Genomic DNA, 20004 nt, shown 5'->3' with positions numbered 1-20004 from the left:
GAAAAACCAGCACCTTACTTTAAAGTAGGGTGAGAAATGTAGGTTATAAAGATATAACTTTTTTTATAAAAAACAAGTATTTAACAGAAAAACCTGCAATTATTAAGAAGAATTAACTCGATAAGAAAGAAAAAATACAAGGGCGTTTATGCAAATCGGGCAAATTACTTTTGTTCCAGTGCGCAATTGTTTTGGTAGCAATATATTGTGTAGGCAAAGTGAGGTCGGCAGCAACAGACAGCAGGGTATGCGGTTGGCAATTTTGGAGTATTGTTTTCAAAAAAGCCGTATTACGATAGGGAGCTTCTATGCAAATTTGGGTACATCTCTGCTGCTTCGATACTTTTTCTAACCATTTTATGCTGCGCACGCGTTCGGCGGCATCAATAGGCAAGTAGCCGTGAAACATAAATTTTTGCCCGTTAAGCCCCGAAGCCATCAACGCCAACAGAATAGACGAAGGACCTACCAAAGGTACTACTTCTATACCCAAGCGGTGGGCTTCCAATACAAGAGCCGCGCCCGGGTCGGCAACCGCCGGACACCCTGCTTCCGACAGCAAAGCCACATCATTGCCTTCCAAAGCCGCTGCCAAATAAAAAGGAGGTAATGGAGCATTTGGATTAGTTTGGTGCTTATCGAGCAGCAGAAATTTACACGCATCTATTGCATGATGAATACCCGCCTTTACCAAAAAACGGCGAGCACTGCGCTCATTTTCCACCACAAAAAACCGAATAGGGCGCAAAAGCTCCAAAGTAGCGGGTGCTATCCAAGTAATATCATCGCCGCCGAGCAAAGTAGGTACTAAGAGTAAACGTCCTTTTTTAGACATGGGCTTTAGGGGAAAAATGTTTTTTTAATTGTTCTGTTGTATAATTTACCATATCCGAAGAAATATCCAAATGAGTTACCATGCGCACCCATTGTCCGCCAAATGCAGAAACGCGAATATTTTGTTGTGCCAAACGATGTACAAATTCGGCAGCAGAGCATTGCCGTTCATCTATTTTAAAAATGATGATATTGGTAGGAGCGGGCAAAATTTCTGCCACATAGGGCAAAGCCTGCAAAGCTGCCGTAATGATACGGGCGTGGGCGTGGTCTTGTTCCAAACGCTGTATGTGGTATTGCAGGGCATAGCTGCCCGCCGCCGCCAAAATACCCGCCTGCCGCATACCGCCGCCGAAAGCTTTGCGCAGTTTGCGGCAACGGCGAATAAAATCGTTGCTGCCGAGCAATAAAGAGCCTACCGGCGCACCCAATCCTTTGGAGAGGCACACCGAAATACTGTCAAACAAACCTTTGAGCATCCAAGGCGACAATTGCTGGGCTACCAAAGCATTAAAAATACGCGCACCGTCCATGTGGAGCAGCAAACCCGCTTTGCGACAGGTTTTGCTGATAGCCTGCATTTGTTCCAATGTATAATAAGAGCCGCCGCCGCGATTAACGGTATTTTCAATACAGACCAAACGGCTTTGCGGCTCCCAATCGTTGCCCCCTTGCAAAAATTCGGTAATTTGCTCCGGTGAAATCCGCCCCAAATCGCCGTCCAACAAACGAATAGCCACACCGGAATGAAAAGCATAACCGCCCACTTCGTATTTATAAATATGAGAAAGTTTATCCATCAGCACTTCATCAAGTGGCTGTGTGTGGGCTTTTACGGCAATTTGGTTGGTCATAGTACCCGAAGGACAAAACAAAGCCGCCTCGTAGCCAAACATAGCGGCGGCTTCGGCTTGCAAAGCATTAATGGCGGGGTCTTCGCCGAATACATCATCGCCGAGCGGTGCTTGCAACATAGCTTGCAGCATAGCAGCAGTAGGTCGCGTGACGGTATCGCTGCGCAAATCAACAACAGTATTTTGAAAATCAGCGGGCATAGGATGAACGGTATTTTTTTTTGATGGAAATAATATTTTTTCGGAAGGTAAAGATACAGCGATAAAAAAGATAAAAAAATTGCCGTCTTTTTTTTAAAAAACCTGATTGAAAAAACATTCTTCTTTTTCGCTACAAAGAGCGAGCGTGAGCAATACACCCCAAAAAAAAGTATAATCTTTAGGGTATAAAAAATCATCTGACATTTTGGACACAAAAACGCAAACGTTTACGGTGGCAGACGTAAACTTTCACGTTCCTGACGTGAAATTTCACGGTAGCAGACGTATATTTTCACGTTCCTGACGTGAAATTTCACGGTAGCAGACGTATATTTTCACGTTCCTGACGTAAACGTTCACGGTGGCAGACGTAAACGTTTGCGTTCCTGACGTGAAATTTCACGGTGACAGACGTAAACGTTTGCGTTCGGAGGTGCATTTTTTACGTTCTTTACGCCAATTTTCACGTTCCTGACGTAAAACTTCACGGTATCAGGCGTAAAATTTCACGGTGGCAGACGTATATTTTCACGTTCTTTACGCCAAAATTCACGTTCCTGACGTGAAATTTCACGGTAGGGGACGCAAACGATGCACCTCTGAGCCTAAAATATGGCATAGATGCAATAAAAATATTTTTTTTGATAAAAATGTATGAGCCGCCAAATATATACCCGAAGTCGCCAAAATATGATACATCTGCAATGCAAGCACATTGAATGTGCCATTTCATTAACTTATTTTTCCCCATTGCAAACCTTGTTTTTTGCGCAATTGGGTTAAGTGCTGTCGCAACGGCAAATGCTGCGGCAAAATCAAGTCGGCATCTAAGGCGAGCATTTCGGCGGCGGCTTGGTGGGCAATCTGCAAAATATCCTGATCTTTGATAAGGTTCGCCATTCGCAAAGTAGCGATACCGCTTTGCTGTGTGCCTTCCAAATCGCCGGGTCCTCGCAGTTTCAAATCCACCTCTGCAATTTTAAAACCGTCATTGGTTTCGGTCATCGTTTGCAGTCGTTGTCGCGCCTCCTGCGAGAGTTTGTAGTCGCTCATCAAAATACAAAAGCTCTGTTTTGCGCCGCGCCCTACCCTACCCCTCAACTGGTGCAATTGGCTCAATCCGAAACGCTCGGCATTTTCAATGAGCATCACCGAAGCATTGGGTACATCAACACCTACTTCTATCACCGTAGTAGCCACCATTATTTGTGTTTCGCCGTTTTTAAAACGCTGCATTTCAGCATCTTTGGCAGCGGGCTTCATTTTTCCGTGCACAATGCTCACCTGATACTCCGGCATCGGAAACACCCGCACAATATTTTCGTAACCTTCCTGCAAATTTTTCAAATCCAAAGTTTCCGACTCCTCAATCAAAGGATACACAATATAGATTTGTCTGCCTTCGGCGATTTGCTCTTTTAAAAACTGAAAAACCTGCAATCTCGAAGACTCAAAGCGGTGGGCGGTGATGATGGCTTTGCGTCCGGGCGGCAGTTCATCAATCACGCTCACGTCCAAATCGCCATACACCGTCATTGCCAAAGTACGCGGTATGGGCGTGGCGGTCATCACCAACACATGCGGCGGCAGTTGGTTTTTTTCCCATAGTTTGGCGCGTTGTGCTACCCCAAAACGGTGCTGCTCATCAATGACCACGAAGCCCAAATTTTTAAACAACACATTATCCTCAATCAAAGCGTGCGTACCCACCAAAACATCAATCATTCCGAGTTGAAGTTCTTCGAGCAGGTGGCGGCGTTTTTTGCCTTTTATGCTGCCGGTGAGTATATCCACGCGCAAATCCATTTTTTGGAGCATCGCGCTCAGGCTGTTGAAATGCTGCTGCGCCAAAATTTCGGTAGGAGCCATCAGTGCCGCCTGAAAACCATTGTCGGCAGCCATCAGCATACACATCAAAGCCACCACAGTTTTTCCGCTTCCCACATCGCCTTGCAGCAGACGGTTCATTTGTATGCCGTTCAGCGTATCTTTTCTTATTTCTTTAATAACGCGCTTTTGGGCATCGGTGAGTTCAAAAGGGAGGTGTTCTTTGAAAAAAGTATTAAAATGCGCACCCAATTCGCCCCAAACAAAGCCTTGTGTTTTTTGGTGTTTTTCTTTTATTTTTAAAATACGCAACTGAATAAAAAACAACTCTTCAAATTTGATACGATGTTGCGCCTGTGCAATGAGGTATTCGGTGTCGGGAATGTGGAGATTTTTATAAGTTTCGTAGCGCGGCAGCAAATGATAGCCCTGCAAGAGCCACTCGGGTAAAAATTCGGGCAACTCGTGCGGAGGCAATAGTTCCAAAAGAGTGCGCAGCAATTTCGCCATTCCTTTGCTGTCCAAGCCGCGCGCCTTCATTTTTTCGGTAGAAGGATACATCGCTTGCAGCCGCGCGGCGGTTTCGGGGCTTTTTTGTTCGCTGAGAGCTTCTATTTCGGGGTGTGGGAAATTGACGGTATTGCGAAAAAAATTGGGTTTGCCGAAAATGAGGTATTCTACATTTTTTTGCAAATATTTTTCCATATAGCTGATACCCCGAAACCACACAAGTTCCACCGCACCACTTTGGTCTTCAAAAATAGCCACGAGGCGTTTATTCTGCTTGTCGCCGATGACGTTGATGTCGGTAATATAACCTTTGAGCTGAATATATTGGCTTTCGGGGCTGATGTCGGTGATGCGGTTGATTTTGGTGCGGTCGATATAGCGATACGGATAATGCTGCAACAAATCGCCGCAAGTGAAAATGCCCAATTCACTTTGGAGCAAAGCACCGCGCTGCGGTCCCACGCCTTTCAAATATTCAATCGGACGCTCTAATATAGAAGCACTGCGAGGATTCATATTTATTAAAAAAAGGATAAAATCGTATAAAAGCACAAAAATACGCCCTTTTTTTCACTACTTTTGCCCTGACAAGCGATGCTTTTTCATTTTTAACTATTTTATTCATCAAGTTATGAGCGTACTACAAACGGGCGATATTGCTCCTGTTTTCAGTGGCAAAGACCAAAATGGCAACACTGTTGCTTTGGAAAATTTAAGCGGCAAAAAAGTAATTTTATATTTTTATCCCAAAGATGATACCCCTGGCTGCACTGCCCAAGCCTGCAATCTGCGCGACAATTATGCTGCGCTGCAAGCCGCCGGATATGTGCTATTGGGTATAAGCCCCGACAACGAAAAAAAACATCAAAAGTTTATTTCAAAATACGACTTACCTTTCCCGCTCCTCGCCGACACAGACCACAGCATTGCCGAAGCCTACGGCGTATGGGGCAAAAAGAAATTTATGGGGCGCGAATACATGGGCATTTTGCGCACCACTTTTATCATTGATGAGCAAGGAAAAATAGAGCGTATCATCAGCAATGTAAACACCGCCGAGCATACCGCCCAGATTTTGGAATAAAAGAAACAAGGGTGGATAAAAAACATCTAAGTTTGACTCACACCCACATTAAATTCCTTTTCAATAGGAGCGTGGTTGGCTATTTCAATGCTTTGCGAAATAATACGGCGAGTTTCTTTCGGGTCAATGATAGCATCTACCCACAAGCGCGCGGCGGCATAGTAGGCGGTTGTTTGCTCATCATATCGGCTTTTAATTTCGTTGAGTAAGTTTTTTTCGGTTTCGCTATCTATTTCTTTCCCTTGTTTTTTGAGCGAAGCCACTTTAATTTGCAGCAATGTTTTTGCAGCTTGTTCGCCGCCCATCACGGCAATTTTGGCAGTAGGCCAGGCATAAATAAAACGCGGGTCGTAGGCTTTGCCACACATCGCATAGTTGCCCGCACCATAGCTGTTGCCGATTACAATGCTTATCTTCGGCACTATGCTGTTGGCAACAGCATTGACCATTTTCGCGCCGTCTTTAATAATTCCTCCTTGCTCGCTGCGGCTGCCTACCATAAATCCGGTGACATCGTGCAGGAAAACCAGTGGTATTTTTTTCTGATTGCAGTTCATAATAAAACGCGCCGCTTTATCTGCCGCCTCCGAATAAATTACGCCGCCGAGTTGCATTTCGCCCTTGCCGCTGCGCACCACCAATCGTTGGTTGGCAACAATGCCCACCGCCCAGCCATCAATGCGGGCAGTAGCACAGATGAGTGTTTTACCGTATTGCGCCTTGTATTCATCAAATTGGGAGTTGTCGCAAAGGCATTTCAGAATTTCGCGCATATCGTAGGGTTTTGCACCGCCATCGGGATAAACGCCATAGATTTCTTCGAAGGGCAGGGCAGGGGCTTCCGCTTTGATGCGGTCGTAGCCAGCAGTAGCCCGCTTACCGAATTTGTGCACCAAACGGCGTATTTGCTCTATACAACTTTCTTCATCGGGCATCTGATAATCGCACACACCCGAAATAGTATTGTGCATGGCTGCACCGCCCAGTGTTTCTTTATCCACATCTTCGCCGATAGCGGCTTTTACCAAATAAGGACCTGCCAAAAATATAGAACCCGTTTTTTCCACAATCAGGGCTTCATCACTCATAATAGGCAAATAAGCACCGCCCGCCACACAACTGCCCATAATGGCAGAAATTTGGGGAATATTCATAGACGACATAATAGCGTTGTTGCGAAAAATACGTCCAAAATGCTCTTTATCAGGAAAAATTTCATCTTGCATCGGTAAAAACACCCCCGCACTATCCACCAAATAAATGACGGGTAAGCGATTTTCCATCGCTATTTCTTGGGCGCGCAAATTCTTTTTGCCACTCATCGGAAACCAAGCTCCGGCTTTTACGGTAGCATCGTTGGCAACAATCATACACAACCTGCCGCTCACCGTGCCAATGCCGCACACCACACCTGCCGCCGGACAGCCGCCCTGCTCGGCATACATATCATAAGCTGCGAAAGCACCGATTTCTAAAAAAGAAGTGTTTTTATCCAATAGTTTTTCAATACGCTCGCGGGCGGTGAATTTTCCTTGCTGGTGTTCTTTTTCTATGTTTTTTGTACCGCCGCCCTGTTCAATTCGCTCCAATCGTTTGCGCACTTCGCTATAAGCCAAACGCATTGCATCATCGTTGCTGTTTTTTTCAAGTTGTTTAGGAGTTGTTGCCATTGTGTAATAAAAGAGTATTTTTAATACTGCAAGATGTATATTTTTTTGTTGATGACAAATTTTTTTACAAAAATACTTGCAGGCACGAAAAAAAAGATACTATCTTTGCGGCGGCAGAGCTTATACGACCAGCTCCTGTTTCAATTCCCCAGGGCTGGAAGGCAGCAAGGAGAGATGGTTGAGCGGTGTGATATAGGTTTCTGCCATTTTTTATTTTTCCTCTTTTTTTATTCCCCATATTTTACAGCACAATATATTATTTGCAAACAAGCCACAAGTTTGCACAATAGCAGTTTATATTGTAAAAGTTTATTTTTTTAATATTTTTTAGTACGTTTTAAAGCAATACACTAAACCTTTAAAATCATTCACTCGTTAATAACTTACTGCTGACTTCTATATATTATACTCTGACTGATATGTCGCTCAATAGTCGCCGTAAATATTACATCATCATCATTTTAGCATCTTTTGCTATGCTCGGATTAGCGACTATCCAATTGTATTGGTTAGATAAAGCAGCTTTACTGAATCAGGAGCATTTTGAAAGAACGGTGTATGGCACTTTACAAAGCATTTCGCGAAAATTAGAAGCACGCGAAGCGTATGGTTTTATGAAAAGTGAAGTGGAGTTATCCGATTTCAACGAGGAGAAACTTGATGAAAAAGCTCCCAATAGCGGCAAGCAGCGATTTTTGGGTTTAAGTTTATCGGATTTAGAAGATGCTCCGCCGGAGTTAGACCTCAAAGGGGCTTATGGTGTGTATGTAAAAGAAGTATATGCCGACAGTCCGGCGGCAATGGCGCGGCTGCGTAATGGAGATATTATCACGAGCATCAATCAACAGCCTGTAAATTCGGTATTGCAGGTGCGCGAACTGCTCAATCGTTTGAGCTACCACAAAAATCCCATTTCTATCGCATACGAAAGGCGATGCAACCCCGAAAAAACACAACTGATCAGCCCCAACAATCCGGTTGAGTTACAAGACTTAAATGTACAAATGCCGATTGATGCGCACGACTCCTTAGATCAGGCATTGGGCAGCGAACTTGGCGATTTGAGTAATATTTTACAAAATTTAATAGAAAATCCTCAGCGGAGCATTTGGGATAAAGTATGCCACAACATCAACATGGATTCGCTGATTACAACAGAATTTAAAACGCAGGGTATTCGCATAAAACCCGAATGGGAAATTGCCCAAAACTACACCGAAACCGTACAGCAAAGTGCTGCATTTAACCCACAACAGCGCGATAATAAAGTATATCAGATTAATCTTTTCCCTTTGGATTTAAGCCAACCCCCCAGTCATTTAAACGTTTATTTTCATCAAGAGCAACAATACCTCCAACAAAGCAATTTAGCCCTGCCTTTGTTGGCTTTGCTGTTCATCGGCTTATTGATTTCGTGTTTTGCTTATACGCTGTACGCACTTTTTTATCAAAAAAAGATTTCGGAGCTAAAAACAGATTTTATCAACAATATGACGCACGAGCTAAAAACACCGGTTGCCACCATTCGTTTGGCAACGGATATGGCTTTGGATAAATCTTTTCAAAAAGAACCTGCCATGCTCAATCGTTATTTAGGCATCATTCACGATGAAAACAACCGCTTGGCATCACAAATAGAAAAGGTATTACAATTTGCGCGTTTGGAGCGCGGCGAAATAAAACTAAACATAGAAGCGGTAGATGTACACGAAGTATTAAACGCCCTCATAAAGCCGCTGATGCTGGTGATAGAGCAAAGAAACGGAGTATTACACACACAATTTGAGGCACAACATTCCATTATTCAAGCCGACCGTTTGCACTTATCCAATATTTTTTCCAATATTTTGGATAATGCCATCAAATACAGCCCCACCGCGCTGGATATTAGCGTAACCACATACAATACGCCCACCGGCATTGCTATAGAGGTGAGCGACAAAGGAATAGGAATGAATAAAGACGTACAACAGCGGATTTTTGAAGCCTTTTACCGCGAGCCGCACGGCAATCTGCACGATGTAAAAGGCTTTGGCTTGGGATTAAGCTATGTAAAACAAATGATAACGGCACATCAGGGCGATATACAAGTAAAAAGCAAAGTAAAACAAGGAAGTAATTTTTTGATAACTTTTCCGTTTAAATAAAATAGCCGACACTGTACAACGGCATAAAATATAAATTGTGGCAAGTTTATTGTCAAAAAAACAAAATATAACAGATAATATAACAAAAAACAAAATTTTAAAAATTATCCTCTTTGTAAACTAAACCACAAAAAAAATCTAAAAATAGATATATGAATGTGTACACCGATAAAAACAATATGAAAATAAAAATATTACTGGCAGAAGACGATCATAATTTGGGGGCTTTGCTGAAAGAATATTTAACCATCAAAGGCTATGATGTAAAACTTTGCGAAAACGGAGATTTGGCGTGGCGCAGTTATCAGCAGGAGTTATTTCATTTAGCGATATTTGATGTAATGATGCCGAAAATGGACGGTTTTGAGTTGGCAAAACTTATCCGTGAAAACGACAGTGAGCTACCGATTATTTTTCTCACAGCACGCTCCGCCAAAGACGACCGTATAGAAGGTTTGAGTATCGGCGGCGATGATTATATGGCCAAACCTTTCAGTATGGAGGAGTTGCACCTGCGCATAGAGGCTATTTTGCGCCGTTCACGTTTTCATAGCAGCAACGAAAAAATATTGTACCAAATTGGCAATTACCAGTTTGATGTAAACCAACAAAGTTTATCTTTTCCCAATCAGCCGAGCATCAGCCTCACAACCAAAGAAACCGCTTTGCTCAAAATGCTCGGCGATTACATCAACGATATTATGCCGCGCGATTTGGCATTAAAAAGCATCTGGAAACAAGACAATTACTTCACCGCACGCAGTATGGACGTATATATTACCAAATTGCGCAAATATTTTTCCCACGATGCGAATATCCAAATCAAAAATATTCATGGAAAAGGCTATAAATTAATGGTTGTGTCCGAAGACAACTAATGAAGAAAAAAGGATAAAACAATCTGATTCATATAAAAAAACTGCTGTTTGGTTATCCAAACAGCAGTTTTTTTATAGGTAAATTTTTTATTAAAAAACTTTTACACTAAGGCATTACATTACTCATAGCATTACGTCCTTGAATACGTTGTCCGCCCTCCATCAAACCATCATAATGGCGCATCAGCAAATAGCTTTCTACTTGTTGCAACAAATCCAGCATTACAGCTACGGCAATCAGAATAGAACTGCCACCAAAAAACTGTGAAAACTGAGTATTGATACCAATAGCTCTGGCAACGGTAGGAAAAATAGCAATAAAGCCCAACAATACCGCTCCGGGCAAAGTAATACGCGACAAAACAGTATCTATAAATTCGGCAGTTTGCTGTCCGGGTTTAATTCCGGGAATAAAACCATTGTTGCGTTTCATATCTTCCGCCATTTGGGTCGGATTAATGATAAGGGCAGTGTAGAGGTAAGTAAAAATTACAATTAATGAAAAGAGCAATAAATTATACCACCACGAAAAATAAAACTGACCACTCGCCAAAGATTGTCCCAAAGAACTATTAGGGAAATATTGCCCAATAAAAGTAGGAATAAACATCAATGCTTGGGCAAAAATGATAGGCATTACACCGGAAGCATTTACGCGCAAAGGTAAATATTGACGTGCCCCACTGGTAGATTGGCGCACACCTAATACACGGCGGGCATAATCCACCGGAATTTTGCGCACACCCTGCACCAACAAAATACACACTGTAACAATTACTAACCAAAGCACCAATTCCAAGAGGAAAAACACCAATCCACCGCCTCCTTTAGCGGTTTTAGCACCTAATTCTGCCATAAAAGCAAAAGGCAAACGTGCCAAGATGCCCACCATAATAATTATAGAAGTTCCGTTGCCGATACCTCTGTCGGTAATTTTCTCACCCAACCACATACAAAAAAGCGTACCGGCGGTGAGCACTACCATCGTTGAAAGGGTAAATAAGAAAGTATTATTGAGAGTAACGGCATTACCCACCGTAGATTTCAAGAAAGTAACATAACCCACGCCCTGAAAAGCAGCTACTGCCACAGTCAAAAGGCGAGTCCATTGGGTAATTTTTTTACGTCCACTATCTCCTTCGCGCTGAATTTTTTGGAAATAAGGCACTGCCAAGGTGAGCAATTGCATAGCAATAGATGCCGAGATATAAGGCATAATGCCCAAAGCCAACACGGAAGCACGCAAAAACGAGCCTCCTACAAACATATTAATCAATCCCAACAAGCCGTCATTTTGGTTGGCATTAAAATCAGCCAAACGGTTAGGGTCGATACCGGGCAATACCACATAGGTACCTATTCGATAAATGAGAAGAAGCAACAAGGTATAGATAATCTTGTTGCGCAATTCATCAATTTTCCAAATATTTTTTAAGGTATTAATAAATCCTGTCATACAAAAGTGCTGTGCAAATTTGAATATAAATTAAAAGAAAAAAACCGAAGCCCCTGCTTGCCAAAACAATGACAAGGACTTCGATAGGATACAATATTATTTATAAAATAAATTAAGCCTTTGGAAACACATCTCAATTTTAAAGAAGATTAGCAGCACCACCGCTATTTTCAATAGCAGTTTTAGCAGCTTCGCTATAAGCGTGTACATTAAACTGCACACCTTTAGCTTTCAACTCGCCTCTTCCTAAAATTTTAACTTTATCACTTTGCTTAACTAACTTTAATTCGCGTAACTTATCGAAGCTAAACTCACGCAATTGGTATTTGTCTACTAATTCTTGAACCTTATCCAAATTTATGCCAACATATTCGGTGCGGAACAAACTATTGAATCCACGCTTTGGAGTACGGCGTTGCAAAGGCATCTGACCGCCCTCAAATCCCTTTTTTTCTTTGGAACCTGAACGAGCTTTATCACCTTTATGTCCGCGTCCGGAGGTATTTCCCAAAGTAGAGCCTTGTCCTCTACCTTTGCGTTTATTATCACGAACAGAGCCTTTGGCGGGTTTTAATGTATGTAATTTCATATCAAAATTAAATCTTTTCTACTTTTAAAAGATGACCTATTTTAGCGATAACGCCTTGAATGGAAGGGCTATCTTCGACGATAACAGTTTTTCCGATACGTCCCAATCCTACAGTTTTCAACACACTTACTTGTGTGTGCGGACGTTTGATGGAACTACGAACCTGTGTAAGTTTTAATTGTGCCATTATTGGTTGCGAGTCTAATTTTTTATAAAAACATAAGCTGCTGCTCTTTCTCTGATACTGCTTATAATACGCAAATAAAGAAAAAAAATTCAATACAATGAATGTTTGTATTCAGTTTTGTAATGCAGCAAAAAAATACAATAGATATTATTTTAAATTAGTGACCATTAAAAACCTTTTGCAAGGAAATATTGCGGTCTTTAGCCACCGATTTTGCGCTACGCAACAAAGTTAAAGCATCTAAAGTAGCTTTAATAACATTATGCGGATTAGAAGATCCCATAGATTTTGCGATTACATCGTGGATACCGGCACTTTCCAATACGGCACGCATCGCACCACCTGCGATAACACCAGTTCCTTTAGCGGCGGGGCGCAACAATACTTTACCTGCACCGAATTTTCCTTTTTGCGGGTGCGGAATAGTGCCATTGATAACAGGAACTTTAATCATATTACGAATAGCGGCATCTTTACCTTTAGTAATAGCATCAGTTACTTCGCGTGCTTTGCCCAAGCCGTGTCCCACGGAGCCGTTGCCATCACCCACCACCACTATCGCTGCAAAACTAAAAGTTCTACCGCCTTTCGTTACTTTCGCCACACGATTTACCGCTACCACGCGGTCTTGTAAATTTTCTATATCGGTAGGCTTTACCTTTTGTGCTTCTACTTTCACGAGATATAATTCGTTTTTATAGCAATTTTATAAAATAAAAATTAGAAATTCAATCCGCCTTCGCGTGCACCTTCTGCCAAAGCTTTAACTCTACCGTGATACAAATAACCGCTACGGTCAAATACGATAGTATCAATACCAGCTGCTTTTGCTTTTTCGGCAATCATCTGTCCCACTTTTTTAGCGCGCTCCGACTTAGTGCCTTCGCTAATAGATTTATCCTTAGAGGTAGCACAAACGATAGTACGTCCTGCCGTATCATCTATTACCTGTGCATAAATATCACTATTGCTTCTGAACACCGACAAGCGCGGGCGTTGTGAGGTACCGCTTATTTTTTTACGGATTTTATAATGAATTTTTTTTCTTCTATCTTTTTTCGTTAGAGTTGCCATGTTGATGATAATATTTTATTTCGATTCCAACCGAAATACCGTTCCAATAAAAAGAAAAATTGAATAAATCGGAAATGGTAATATATGAAATTATTTTTTAGATGCGGTTTTACCTGCTTTGCGGCGCAATACTTCATCTTTGAAGCGAATACCTTTTCCTTTATAAGGTTCAGGTTTGCGAAATGCGCGTATTTTTGCACAAATTTGTCCGAGCAGTTGTTTATCGTTGCTTTCTAAAATAATAGCAGGAGCCTGACCTTTTTCGGCGGTAGTCGTTACTTTTATTTCGCGAGGCAATACAAACATAATCGGGTGCGAATAACCAAGTGTAAGTTCAAGCAACTGACCGGTATTCGTAGCACGATACCCCACACCTACCAGGTTCAACTCTACTTTATATCCGTTGGATACCCCCACAATCATATTATTGAGCAATGCTCTGTACAATCCGTGCAATGCTCTGGTTTGTTGTTGGTCATTGCCGCGTTCTACGGTAAGCACACCGTCTTCCACTTTCACAGATACTCCATTGCTCAAGGCTTGTTTTAATTCGCCTTTAGGTCCTTTTACGGTAACTACATTATTGTTATTTACGCTTACATTGACATTGTTCGGCAATGTAATGGGTAATTTTCCGATACGTGACATATAAAAAGTTATTTACTGAGTTGTTGTTTTTAAAAAAACCGTTTTTATCAAAATTAATATACCGTACAAAGCACCTCGCCGCCCACCTTGCGTTCGCGAGCTTCTTTATCGGTCATCACGCCTTGCGAAGTAGATACAATAGCGATACCCAAGCCGTTGATAACGCGCGGAATCTCGGTAGATTTGGCATATTGGCGCAAGCCGGGGCGGCTGTAGCGTTTGATTTCGCGGATAGCCGGCAATTTGGTAACGGGGTCGTATTTAAGGGCTATTTTGATAAGCCCCTGATGATTTTCGGTACCTTCAAATTTGTATTTCAAGATATAACCTTGTTCATAAAGAATTTCGGTAATTCTTCTTTTAAGGTTAGAAGCCGGAATTTCTACAATACGGTGATTTGCCATAATGGCATTGCGCACTCGGGTAAGATAATCGGCAATAGGGTCGGTAACTGCTGACATAGATATATTTAAATTTTACCGTTTGATATATATAAAATCCTAAATAGATAGAAAAAAATGATACTAAAAAAAAGATTACCAGCTTGCTTTTACCACGCCGGGTATTTTACCTGCATTGGCGAGGTCGCGCAATTTAATCCTTGAAATTCCGAAAAAGCGTACATAAGCACGGGGTCTGCGGTAATTTTACAGCGATTGCGCAAACGTACAGGCGAAGCATTTTTTGGGAGTTTGTCCAAAGCTTCCCAATTACTTTCTTCTTTTAATTTTTTTCTTCTGTCGGCATATTGAGCCACTATTTTTTCGCGTTTCAACTGACGCGCTTTTACACTTTCTTTAGACATTGTATATAAAAAACAATTCGGTGATAGTCAAAAAAATAAAAATAAGGTTACTTTTTAAAAGGCAATCCCAAAGCTTTCAACAAAGCAAATGCTTCGTTATCGGTTTTGGCAGAGGTTACAAAAGTAATATCAAATCCTGAAATTCTGGGTACTTTATCCAAATTGATTTCAGGGAAAATAATTTGCTCGGTGATACCCATGGTATAGTTTCCGCGTCCGTCAAAGCTTTTATCGTTGATACCGCGAAAGTCGCGTACACGAGGCAAAGCAATAGAAACAAATCTATCCAAGAAATCCCACATATTATTGTGGCGCAAAGTAACACGCACACCAATAGGCATTCCTTCGCGCAATTTAAAGTTAGAGATAGATTTTTTAGCGCGAGTTGAAACAGCTTTTTGTCCGGTGATAGCCGTCATTTCGTCAATAGCGGCATCAATCATTTTTTTATCAGAAACGGCAATACCCATTCCCTGATTCAAGCATATTTTTTTCAAGCGAGGCACTTCCATTGGGCTTTTATATTGAAATTGCTCCATCAGGCTTGCCACCGCCTCATCTTGGTATTTTTTACGCAAACGCGATTCTATTTTTACTTTACTCATAAGATAATGTTCTATTGATTGATAATAACCTCTCCTGATTTTTTGGAATAGCGAACTTTTTTGCCGTCCACTACTTTACGACCAACACGACCGGCAACGCCATTAGCATCTACCAGCATCAAATTAGAAATATGAATAGGTGCTTCCAACTGTACACGGCTGCCTGCAGTATTGGCGGCTGTTGGTTTTTGGTGCTTAGTTACCATATTCAATCCTTCCACGATAGCGCGGTAAGTATCTCTGTTTACGTGCAAGACAATTCCTGTTTTACCTTTATCGTCACCTGAAATTACTTTCACGGTGTCTCCTTTTTTGATATGGAATTTGAATGTTTTCTTTGCTTCGTTTTTCATGGTATTTTTTATAATACTTCAGGTGCTAAGGAAATGATTTTCATGTACTGTTTGTCGCGCAATTCGCGAGCCACCGGACCGAAAATACGGGTACCGCGCGGTTCATCTTGGTTGTTCAAAATAACAACGGCATTATCATCAAAGCGGATATAAGAACCATCTTTGCGGCGCACTTCTTTTTTGGTGCGTACTACCACAGCTCTGGAAACGGCACCTTTTTTCACGGCACCACCGGGCAGTGCATCTTTTACTGCTACAATAATTTTATCGCCTACGCTAGCATAGCGAGCACGTGTTCCTTTCAACACTCTGATGCAAAGCACCTCTTTTGCGCCGCTGTTATCCGCTACTTTCAGTCTGGATTCTTGCTGTATCATGGTTTATTAAATTAAAATCGTTGTTGTATGACAAACAGAACAATCGTTCTCTTTTGATAATAAAATTATGAAAAATATAAAAAAATCAAAAGGTGTCGGGAATATAGGAGCAAATAAAAAAAATATTATTTGGCTCTATCTACAATCTCCACCAAACGCCATCTTTTAGTTTTGCTCAAAGGGCGTGTTTCCGTAATACGCACAGTATCTCCTTCGTTACATTCGTTTTTTTCGTCGTGTGCGTGAAACTTTTTGGTTTTTTTAATAAATTTTCCGTATAAAGGGTGTCTTTCTTTCCGTTCAATAGATACCGTAATAGTTTTATCGGCTTTATTGCTTGTTACGATGCCGACACGGGTTTTTCTTAATTTTCTATCTAACATAATATATATGTAAAAATATAGGCTTAAAAATTATTTAAGAGCAGCGAGCTGGCGAGCACGCATTTCAGTTTTGGCACGCGCAATATCTCTGCGCAAGGCTTTGATTTGGGTAGGATTTTCCATAGGAGTAACACTATGGTTGAATGTCATTCTTTGCAAGCGCAATTTTTCGCCTTTCACATATTGAAGCAGCTCCTCTTGCGACATTCCTTTAAAATCAATAATATTTTGTTTTGCCATGGAAATTTGAATATATAAAGATTAATTACCGTAATCCGGTCTTACTACAAATTTAGTGAGTACAGGAAGTTTTTGAGCAGCCAAACGGAAAGCTTCCTGCGCCACTTCCGGTGATACGCCATCGGCTTCAAACAAAATTCTGCCGGGTTTTACAACAGCTACCCAATGGCTGGGTGCACCTTTACCTTTACCCATACGCACCTCAGCGGGTTTAGCGGTAATCGGTTTATCAGGAAAAATACGAATCCATACTTTACCTTCGCGTTTCATAAAACGGGTGAGTGCAATACGAGCCGCCTCAATAGTTCTTGAAGTAATAAAACCTTGTGTGGTAGCTTTTAGTCCGAAAGAACCGAATGCGATGGTAGCTCCGCGATGGGCGATACCCTTTACTCTGCCTTTCTGCTGTTTTCTATATTTTGAACGTTTGGGTTGAAGCATAATGATTTAAAATTTGGTGGTAATGAAAGTGTGATGCATCAAAAAAAAGAGATGTCTTTCATTTACCTGTTAATTCCAACAAAATTGCGCTATATATAATATAAAATAAAAAATATCCATTAAAAAATTAACGCTTGCCGCCACGATTGCCGCCACGGTCTCCGCGATTACCGCCATCACCACGACCACCACCATCACGACCGCCGCCGCCGCCATCACGACGTTTTCTGCCACCACGGTCTCCGCGGTCTCCACGATTACCACCATCACCGCCACCAAAAGAACCTTTGCTAGGTGCTATTGTTACAGGCGACAAATCTACTTTCCCATATTTCTCGCCACGACAAATCCACACTTTCACGCCAATCAAACCATACACTGTCAAGGCTTCTTTCAAAGCATAATCAATATCTGCACGCCAGGTGTGTAAAGGAGTTCTTCCTTCTTTATATTCCTCGCTGCGGGCAATATCTGCACCATTCAAACGACCAGAAATACGCACTTTAATACCTTCGGCACCCATACGCATGGTAGAACCTATCGCCATTTTGATGGCACGGCGGAAATTCACACGCGCTTCTAATTGTTTAGCAATAGTTTCAGCTACGATATTGGCATCTAATTCAGGGCGGCGGATTTCGCTGATATTAATTTGAATTTCTTTATTGGTGAGTTTTTTCAACTCTTCTTTAATTTTATCTACTTCATTACCGCCTTTTCCGATAATAATACCCGGACGAGAAGTATGAATAGTAACAGTGATACGTTTGAGCGTGCGCTCAATTTGTATCATAGAGATACCACCTTTGCTGATACGAGCATTGAGGTACTGGCGGATTTTTTCATCTTCTACCAATTTAGTAGCAAAATCTTTAGAGTCGCCGTACCAATTGGATTCCCAGCCTCTGATGATGCCTAAACGATTACCTATAGGGTTGGTTTTTTGTCCCATATAATTTTACAGAGTTGTATTATTTCTTAGAAGATACTTTTTGGGGTTGTTCCGCAGTCGCACCATCAACAATAATAGTGATATGGTTAGAGCGTTTTCTGATTTTACGCGGTCTGCCGAAAGGAGCGGTTTGAAAGCGTTTGATCTGGCTGCCGCCGTCCACAAAAATTCTTTTCACCACCAAATCAACATCATCAATGCTTTTGTCGTTATTTTTAACAGTCCAGTTGGCAACGGCAGAGAGCAATAATTTTTCTATATCGCGTGCTGCTTGTTTATTGCTATATTTCAATACAAATAAAGCTTTTTCAACGTTCATACCACGCACCAAATCAGCAACCAAACGCATTTTTCGTGGCGATGAGGGGCAATTTTTCAGCTTTGCAATCGCTTCCATGAGTTATTATTTAAAATTATTTTTGTTTCTTAGATGAGTGTCCTTTAAAGGTACGTGTAGGTGAGAACTCACCCAAACGATGCCCTACCATATTTTCGGTAACATACACCGGAATAAATTTATTTCCATTATGCACCGCCAAAGTGTGTCCCACAAAATCGGGCGTAATCAAAGAGCGGCGCGACCAAGTTTTAACCACATTTTTTTTACCTGACTCATTGAGCTTATCAATTTTAATTTGGAGGTGATAAGCCACATAAGGTCCTTTTTTAAGAGATCTTCCCATTGTTATTTTTTAGCATTTTTTTTACGTGCAATAATAAGTTTAGAAGACGCTTTATTGGCATTGCGTGTTTTCTGACCTTTGGCATACAAACCAGTACGAGAGCGCGGGTGTCCGCCAGAGGCTCTTCCTTCACCACCACCCATCGGGTGATCCACAGGGTTCATCGCTACACCACGCACACGAGGTCTTCTGCCTTCCCAGCGTTTGCGTCCAGCTTTACCTAAAATTTTCAATCCGTGATCAGGGTTAGAAACAGTACCGACAGTAGCCAAGCAAGTATGGAGAATCATACGAGTTTCGCCTGAAGGCAATTTAATAACAACATATTTGCCATCTTTGGCTGCCACCTGCGCATAAGTACCAGCACTTCTTGCCATTACTCCTCCTCTGCCCGGTTGCATTTCAATATTGTGGATAACCGTACCAAGTGGAATATCGCGCAACAACAAGGTATTGCCTAAATTAGGGGCTATATTTTCACCGGATTGTACGGTATCGCCCACTTTTAAGCCTTCGGGAGCCAAGATATAGCGTTTTTCGCCATCGGCATAACTCACCAAAGCAATGAAAGCCGAACGGTTAGGATCGTATTCAAGAGTTTTCACAGTAGCAGGAACACCGTGCTTATTGCGCAAGAAATCCACAATACGGTATTTTCTTTTATGACCACCACCAACATTGCGGGTGGACATTCTGCCGTCTTTACCCCTACCGCCAGTTTTGGTGTAAGGCTGCAAGAGGCTTTTTTCGGGAGCTACTTTTGACAATTCCGACAAATCTACTGCTACGCGAAAGCGCAAACCCGGAGTAATTGGACTAAATTTTTTAGTTGCCATGTAATTAAAATATATAATTCGATGCTGCGTGCTGCTCGAAAAACTTAGTTTTGAATGTTAAAAATTATTCACCGCCTGAATATAAATCAATGGTAAAACCTTCTTTTAAAGTAATAATGGCTTTTTTGATGGAGGGTTTTGAGCCTTCCAAAATACCACGGCGCGTATAGCGGCGTTTAGTTTTTGCTGGTTCAATGATTGTGTTTACTGCTGCGACCTGCACTCCGAACATTTCTTCTACGGCTGCTTTGATAGCAGGCTTATCGGCTTTTTTATGAACGATAAAACCGTAGCGGTTCATTTTTTTACCCATTTTATCCATTTTTTCACTGATAATGGGTTTTTTAATGATTTGAATAGACATCTTATT

General features: G+C 41.7%; 25 protein-coding genes, 1 other RNA gene and 1 pseudogene. 4 read left to right on the top strand and 23 right to left on the bottom strand.

The genetic code is table 11. From position 1 onward, the window contains the following. Positions 1–112: 112 nt before the first annotated feature. From IPL35_10955 to recG, 3 genes are all read right to left on the bottom strand, one after another. Complete coding sequence (locus tag IPL35_10955) at positions 113–835, bottom strand: SAM-dependent methyltransferase (protein MBK8443884.1); 723 nt, start codon at positions 833–835, stop codon at positions 113–115. Beyond that, entirely contained in the window at positions 828–1889 is a 1062-nt protein-coding gene (locus tag IPL35_10950; protein MBK8443883.1) for an aminotransferase class I/II-fold pyridoxal phosphate-dependent enzyme, read from the bottom strand. The genes IPL35_10955 and IPL35_10950 overlap by 8 nt, the downstream gene beginning before the upstream one ends. A 732-nt stretch (positions 1890–2621) precedes the next feature. Then, positions 2622–4742: an ATP-dependent DNA helicase RecG gene (recG, locus tag IPL35_10945; protein MBK8443882.1), complete on the bottom strand. Its 2121-nt coding sequence runs from the start codon at positions 4740–4742 to the stop codon at positions 2622–2624. Between the two features lie 115 nt (positions 4743–4857). Here recG and bcp point away from each other — a divergent pair, with 115 nt between their 5' ends. Continuing rightward, positions 4858–5310, top strand: coding sequence for a thioredoxin-dependent thiol peroxidase (gene bcp / locus IPL35_10940; GenBank protein MBK8443881.1), 453 nt, complete (start codon positions 4858–4860; stop codon positions 5308–5310). A gap of 26 nt (positions 5311–5336) precedes the next feature. Here bcp and IPL35_10935 read toward each other — a convergent pair whose 3' ends face one another. Next, complete coding sequence (locus IPL35_10935; GenBank protein MBK8443880.1) at positions 5337–6980, bottom strand: acyl-CoA carboxylase subunit beta; 1644 nt, start codon at positions 6978–6980, stop codon at positions 5337–5339. 111 nt (positions 6981–7091) lie between these two features. On the opposite strand from IPL35_10935, the gene ffs reads away from it, so the two are divergent. From ffs to IPL35_10920, 3 genes are all read left to right on the top strand, one after another. After that, an RNA gene (ffs, locus tag IPL35_10930) (signal recognition particle sRNA small type) lies at positions 7092–7189 on the top strand. Positions 7190–7399: 210 nt separating this feature from the next. Then, positions 7400–9127 (top strand): PDZ domain-containing protein, encoded by a 1728-nt coding sequence (locus IPL35_10925; protein ID MBK8443879.1) that lies wholly within the window; start codon positions 7400–7402, stop codon positions 9125–9127. Between the two features lie 152 nt (positions 9128–9279). Then, positions 9280–10005 carry a response regulator transcription factor gene (locus IPL35_10920; GenBank protein MBK8443878.1) on the top strand — a complete coding sequence of 242 codons (726 nt, stop codon included), beginning with the start codon at positions 9280–9282 and terminating at the stop codon, positions 10003–10005. 106 nt (positions 10006–10111) lie between these two features. Here the strand turns inward: IPL35_10920 and secY are convergent, their stop codons facing one another. The 19 genes and pseudogenes from secY to rplW form a co-directional block, all read right to left on the bottom strand. Beyond that, positions 10112–11461 (bottom strand): preprotein translocase subunit SecY, encoded by a 1350-nt coding sequence (secY, locus tag IPL35_10915; GenBank protein MBK8443877.1) that lies wholly within the window; start codon positions 11459–11461, stop codon positions 10112–10114. A 139-nt stretch (positions 11462–11600) separates the two neighbouring features. Further along, positions 11601–12050: a 50S ribosomal protein L15 gene (rplO, locus tag IPL35_10910; GenBank protein MBK8443876.1), complete on the bottom strand. Its 450-nt coding sequence runs from the start codon at positions 12048–12050 to the stop codon at positions 11601–11603. Positions 12051–12057: 7 nt separating this feature from the next. Next, positions 12058–12237, bottom strand: coding sequence for a 50S ribosomal protein L30 (gene rpmD, locus IPL35_10905; GenBank protein ID MBK8443875.1), 180 nt, complete (start codon positions 12235–12237; stop codon positions 12058–12060). Between the two features lie 157 nt (positions 12238–12394). Then, the gene (rpsE, locus tag IPL35_10900) at positions 12395–12916 is read right to left on the bottom strand and encodes a 30S ribosomal protein S5 (GenBank protein MBK8443874.1); all 522 of its coding nucleotides are present in this window, start codon (positions 12914–12916) and stop codon (positions 12395–12397) included. A 41-nt stretch (positions 12917–12957) separates the two neighbouring features. Next, positions 12958–13311 carry a 50S ribosomal protein L18 gene (gene rplR, locus IPL35_10895; protein MBK8443873.1) on the bottom strand — a complete coding sequence of 118 codons (354 nt, stop codon included), beginning with the start codon at positions 13309–13311 and terminating at the stop codon, positions 12958–12960. Positions 13312–13401: 90 nt separating this feature from the next. After that, a complete protein-coding gene (gene rplF / locus IPL35_10890) occupies positions 13402–13959 on the bottom strand; it encodes a 50S ribosomal protein L6 (GenBank protein ID MBK8443872.1) in 558 nt (185 codons plus the stop codon). Between the two features lie 53 nt (positions 13960–14012). Next, positions 14013–14420 (bottom strand): 30S ribosomal protein S8, encoded by a 408-nt coding sequence (rpsH, locus tag IPL35_10885; protein ID MBK8443871.1) that lies wholly within the window; start codon positions 14418–14420, stop codon positions 14013–14015. A 75-nt stretch (positions 14421–14495) separates the two neighbouring features. Beyond that, positions 14496–14764 (bottom strand): annotated as a pseudogene (gene rpsN, locus IPL35_10880) (30S ribosomal protein S14). Positions 14765–14811: 47 nt separating this feature from the next. Next, positions 14812–15369, bottom strand: coding sequence for a 50S ribosomal protein L5 (rplE, locus tag IPL35_10875; protein MBK8443870.1), 558 nt, complete (start codon positions 15367–15369; stop codon positions 14812–14814). Positions 15370–15380: 11 nt separating this feature from the next. After that, complete coding sequence (gene rplX / locus IPL35_10870) at positions 15381–15722, bottom strand: 50S ribosomal protein L24 (GenBank protein MBK8443869.1); 342 nt, start codon at positions 15720–15722, stop codon at positions 15381–15383. 8 nt (positions 15723–15730) lie between these two features. Further along, positions 15731–16099, bottom strand: a complete 369-nt coding sequence (rplN, locus tag IPL35_10865) for a 50S ribosomal protein L14 (protein MBK8443868.1) — start codon at positions 16097–16099, stop codon at positions 15731–15733. Between the two features lie 125 nt (positions 16100–16224). Further along, positions 16225–16482, bottom strand: a complete 258-nt coding sequence (rpsQ, locus tag IPL35_10860; GenBank protein MBK8443867.1) for a 30S ribosomal protein S17 — start codon at positions 16480–16482, stop codon at positions 16225–16227. Between the two features lie 30 nt (positions 16483–16512). Continuing rightward, the gene (rpmC, locus tag IPL35_10855) at positions 16513–16722 is read right to left on the bottom strand and encodes a 50S ribosomal protein L29 (protein ID MBK8443866.1); all 210 of its coding nucleotides are present in this window, start codon (positions 16720–16722) and stop codon (positions 16513–16515) included. A 21-nt stretch (positions 16723–16743) separates the two neighbouring features. Continuing rightward, positions 16744–17163, bottom strand: coding sequence for a 50S ribosomal protein L16 (gene rplP, locus IPL35_10850; GenBank protein MBK8443865.1), 420 nt, complete (start codon positions 17161–17163; stop codon positions 16744–16746). Positions 17164–17290: 127 nt separating this feature from the next. Further along, the gene (gene rpsC, locus IPL35_10845) at positions 17291–18115 is read right to left on the bottom strand and encodes a 30S ribosomal protein S3 (GenBank protein ID MBK8443864.1); all 825 of its coding nucleotides are present in this window, start codon (positions 18113–18115) and stop codon (positions 17291–17293) included. Positions 18116–18134: 19 nt separating this feature from the next. Further along, positions 18135–18512: a 50S ribosomal protein L22 gene (gene rplV, locus IPL35_10840; GenBank protein MBK8443863.1), complete on the bottom strand. Its 378-nt coding sequence runs from the start codon at positions 18510–18512 to the stop codon at positions 18135–18137. A gap of 16 nt (positions 18513–18528) precedes the next feature. Further along, positions 18529–18798, bottom strand: a complete 270-nt coding sequence (gene rpsS / locus IPL35_10835) for a 30S ribosomal protein S19 (protein ID MBK8443862.1) — start codon at positions 18796–18798, stop codon at positions 18529–18531. Between the two features lie 2 nt (positions 18799–18800). After that, on the bottom strand, positions 18801–19634 hold the full coding sequence (rplB, locus tag IPL35_10830; protein ID MBK8443861.1) for a 50S ribosomal protein L2: 834 nt from the start codon (positions 19632–19634) through the stop codon (positions 18801–18803). 64 nt (positions 19635–19698) lie between these two features. Beyond that, on the bottom strand, positions 19699–19992 hold the full coding sequence (gene rplW, locus IPL35_10825) for a 50S ribosomal protein L23 (GenBank protein ID MBK8443860.1): 294 nt from the start codon (positions 19990–19992) through the stop codon (positions 19699–19701). Positions 19993–20004: the final 12 nt, after the last annotated feature.

It is taken from the genome of Sphingobacteriales bacterium (genome assembly GCA_016711285.1).
Classification (GTDB): Bacteria; Bacteroidota; Bacteroidia; order Chitinophagales; family UBA2359; genus JADJTG01.
This window is presented reverse-complemented; position numbering and strand designations above follow the sequence as displayed.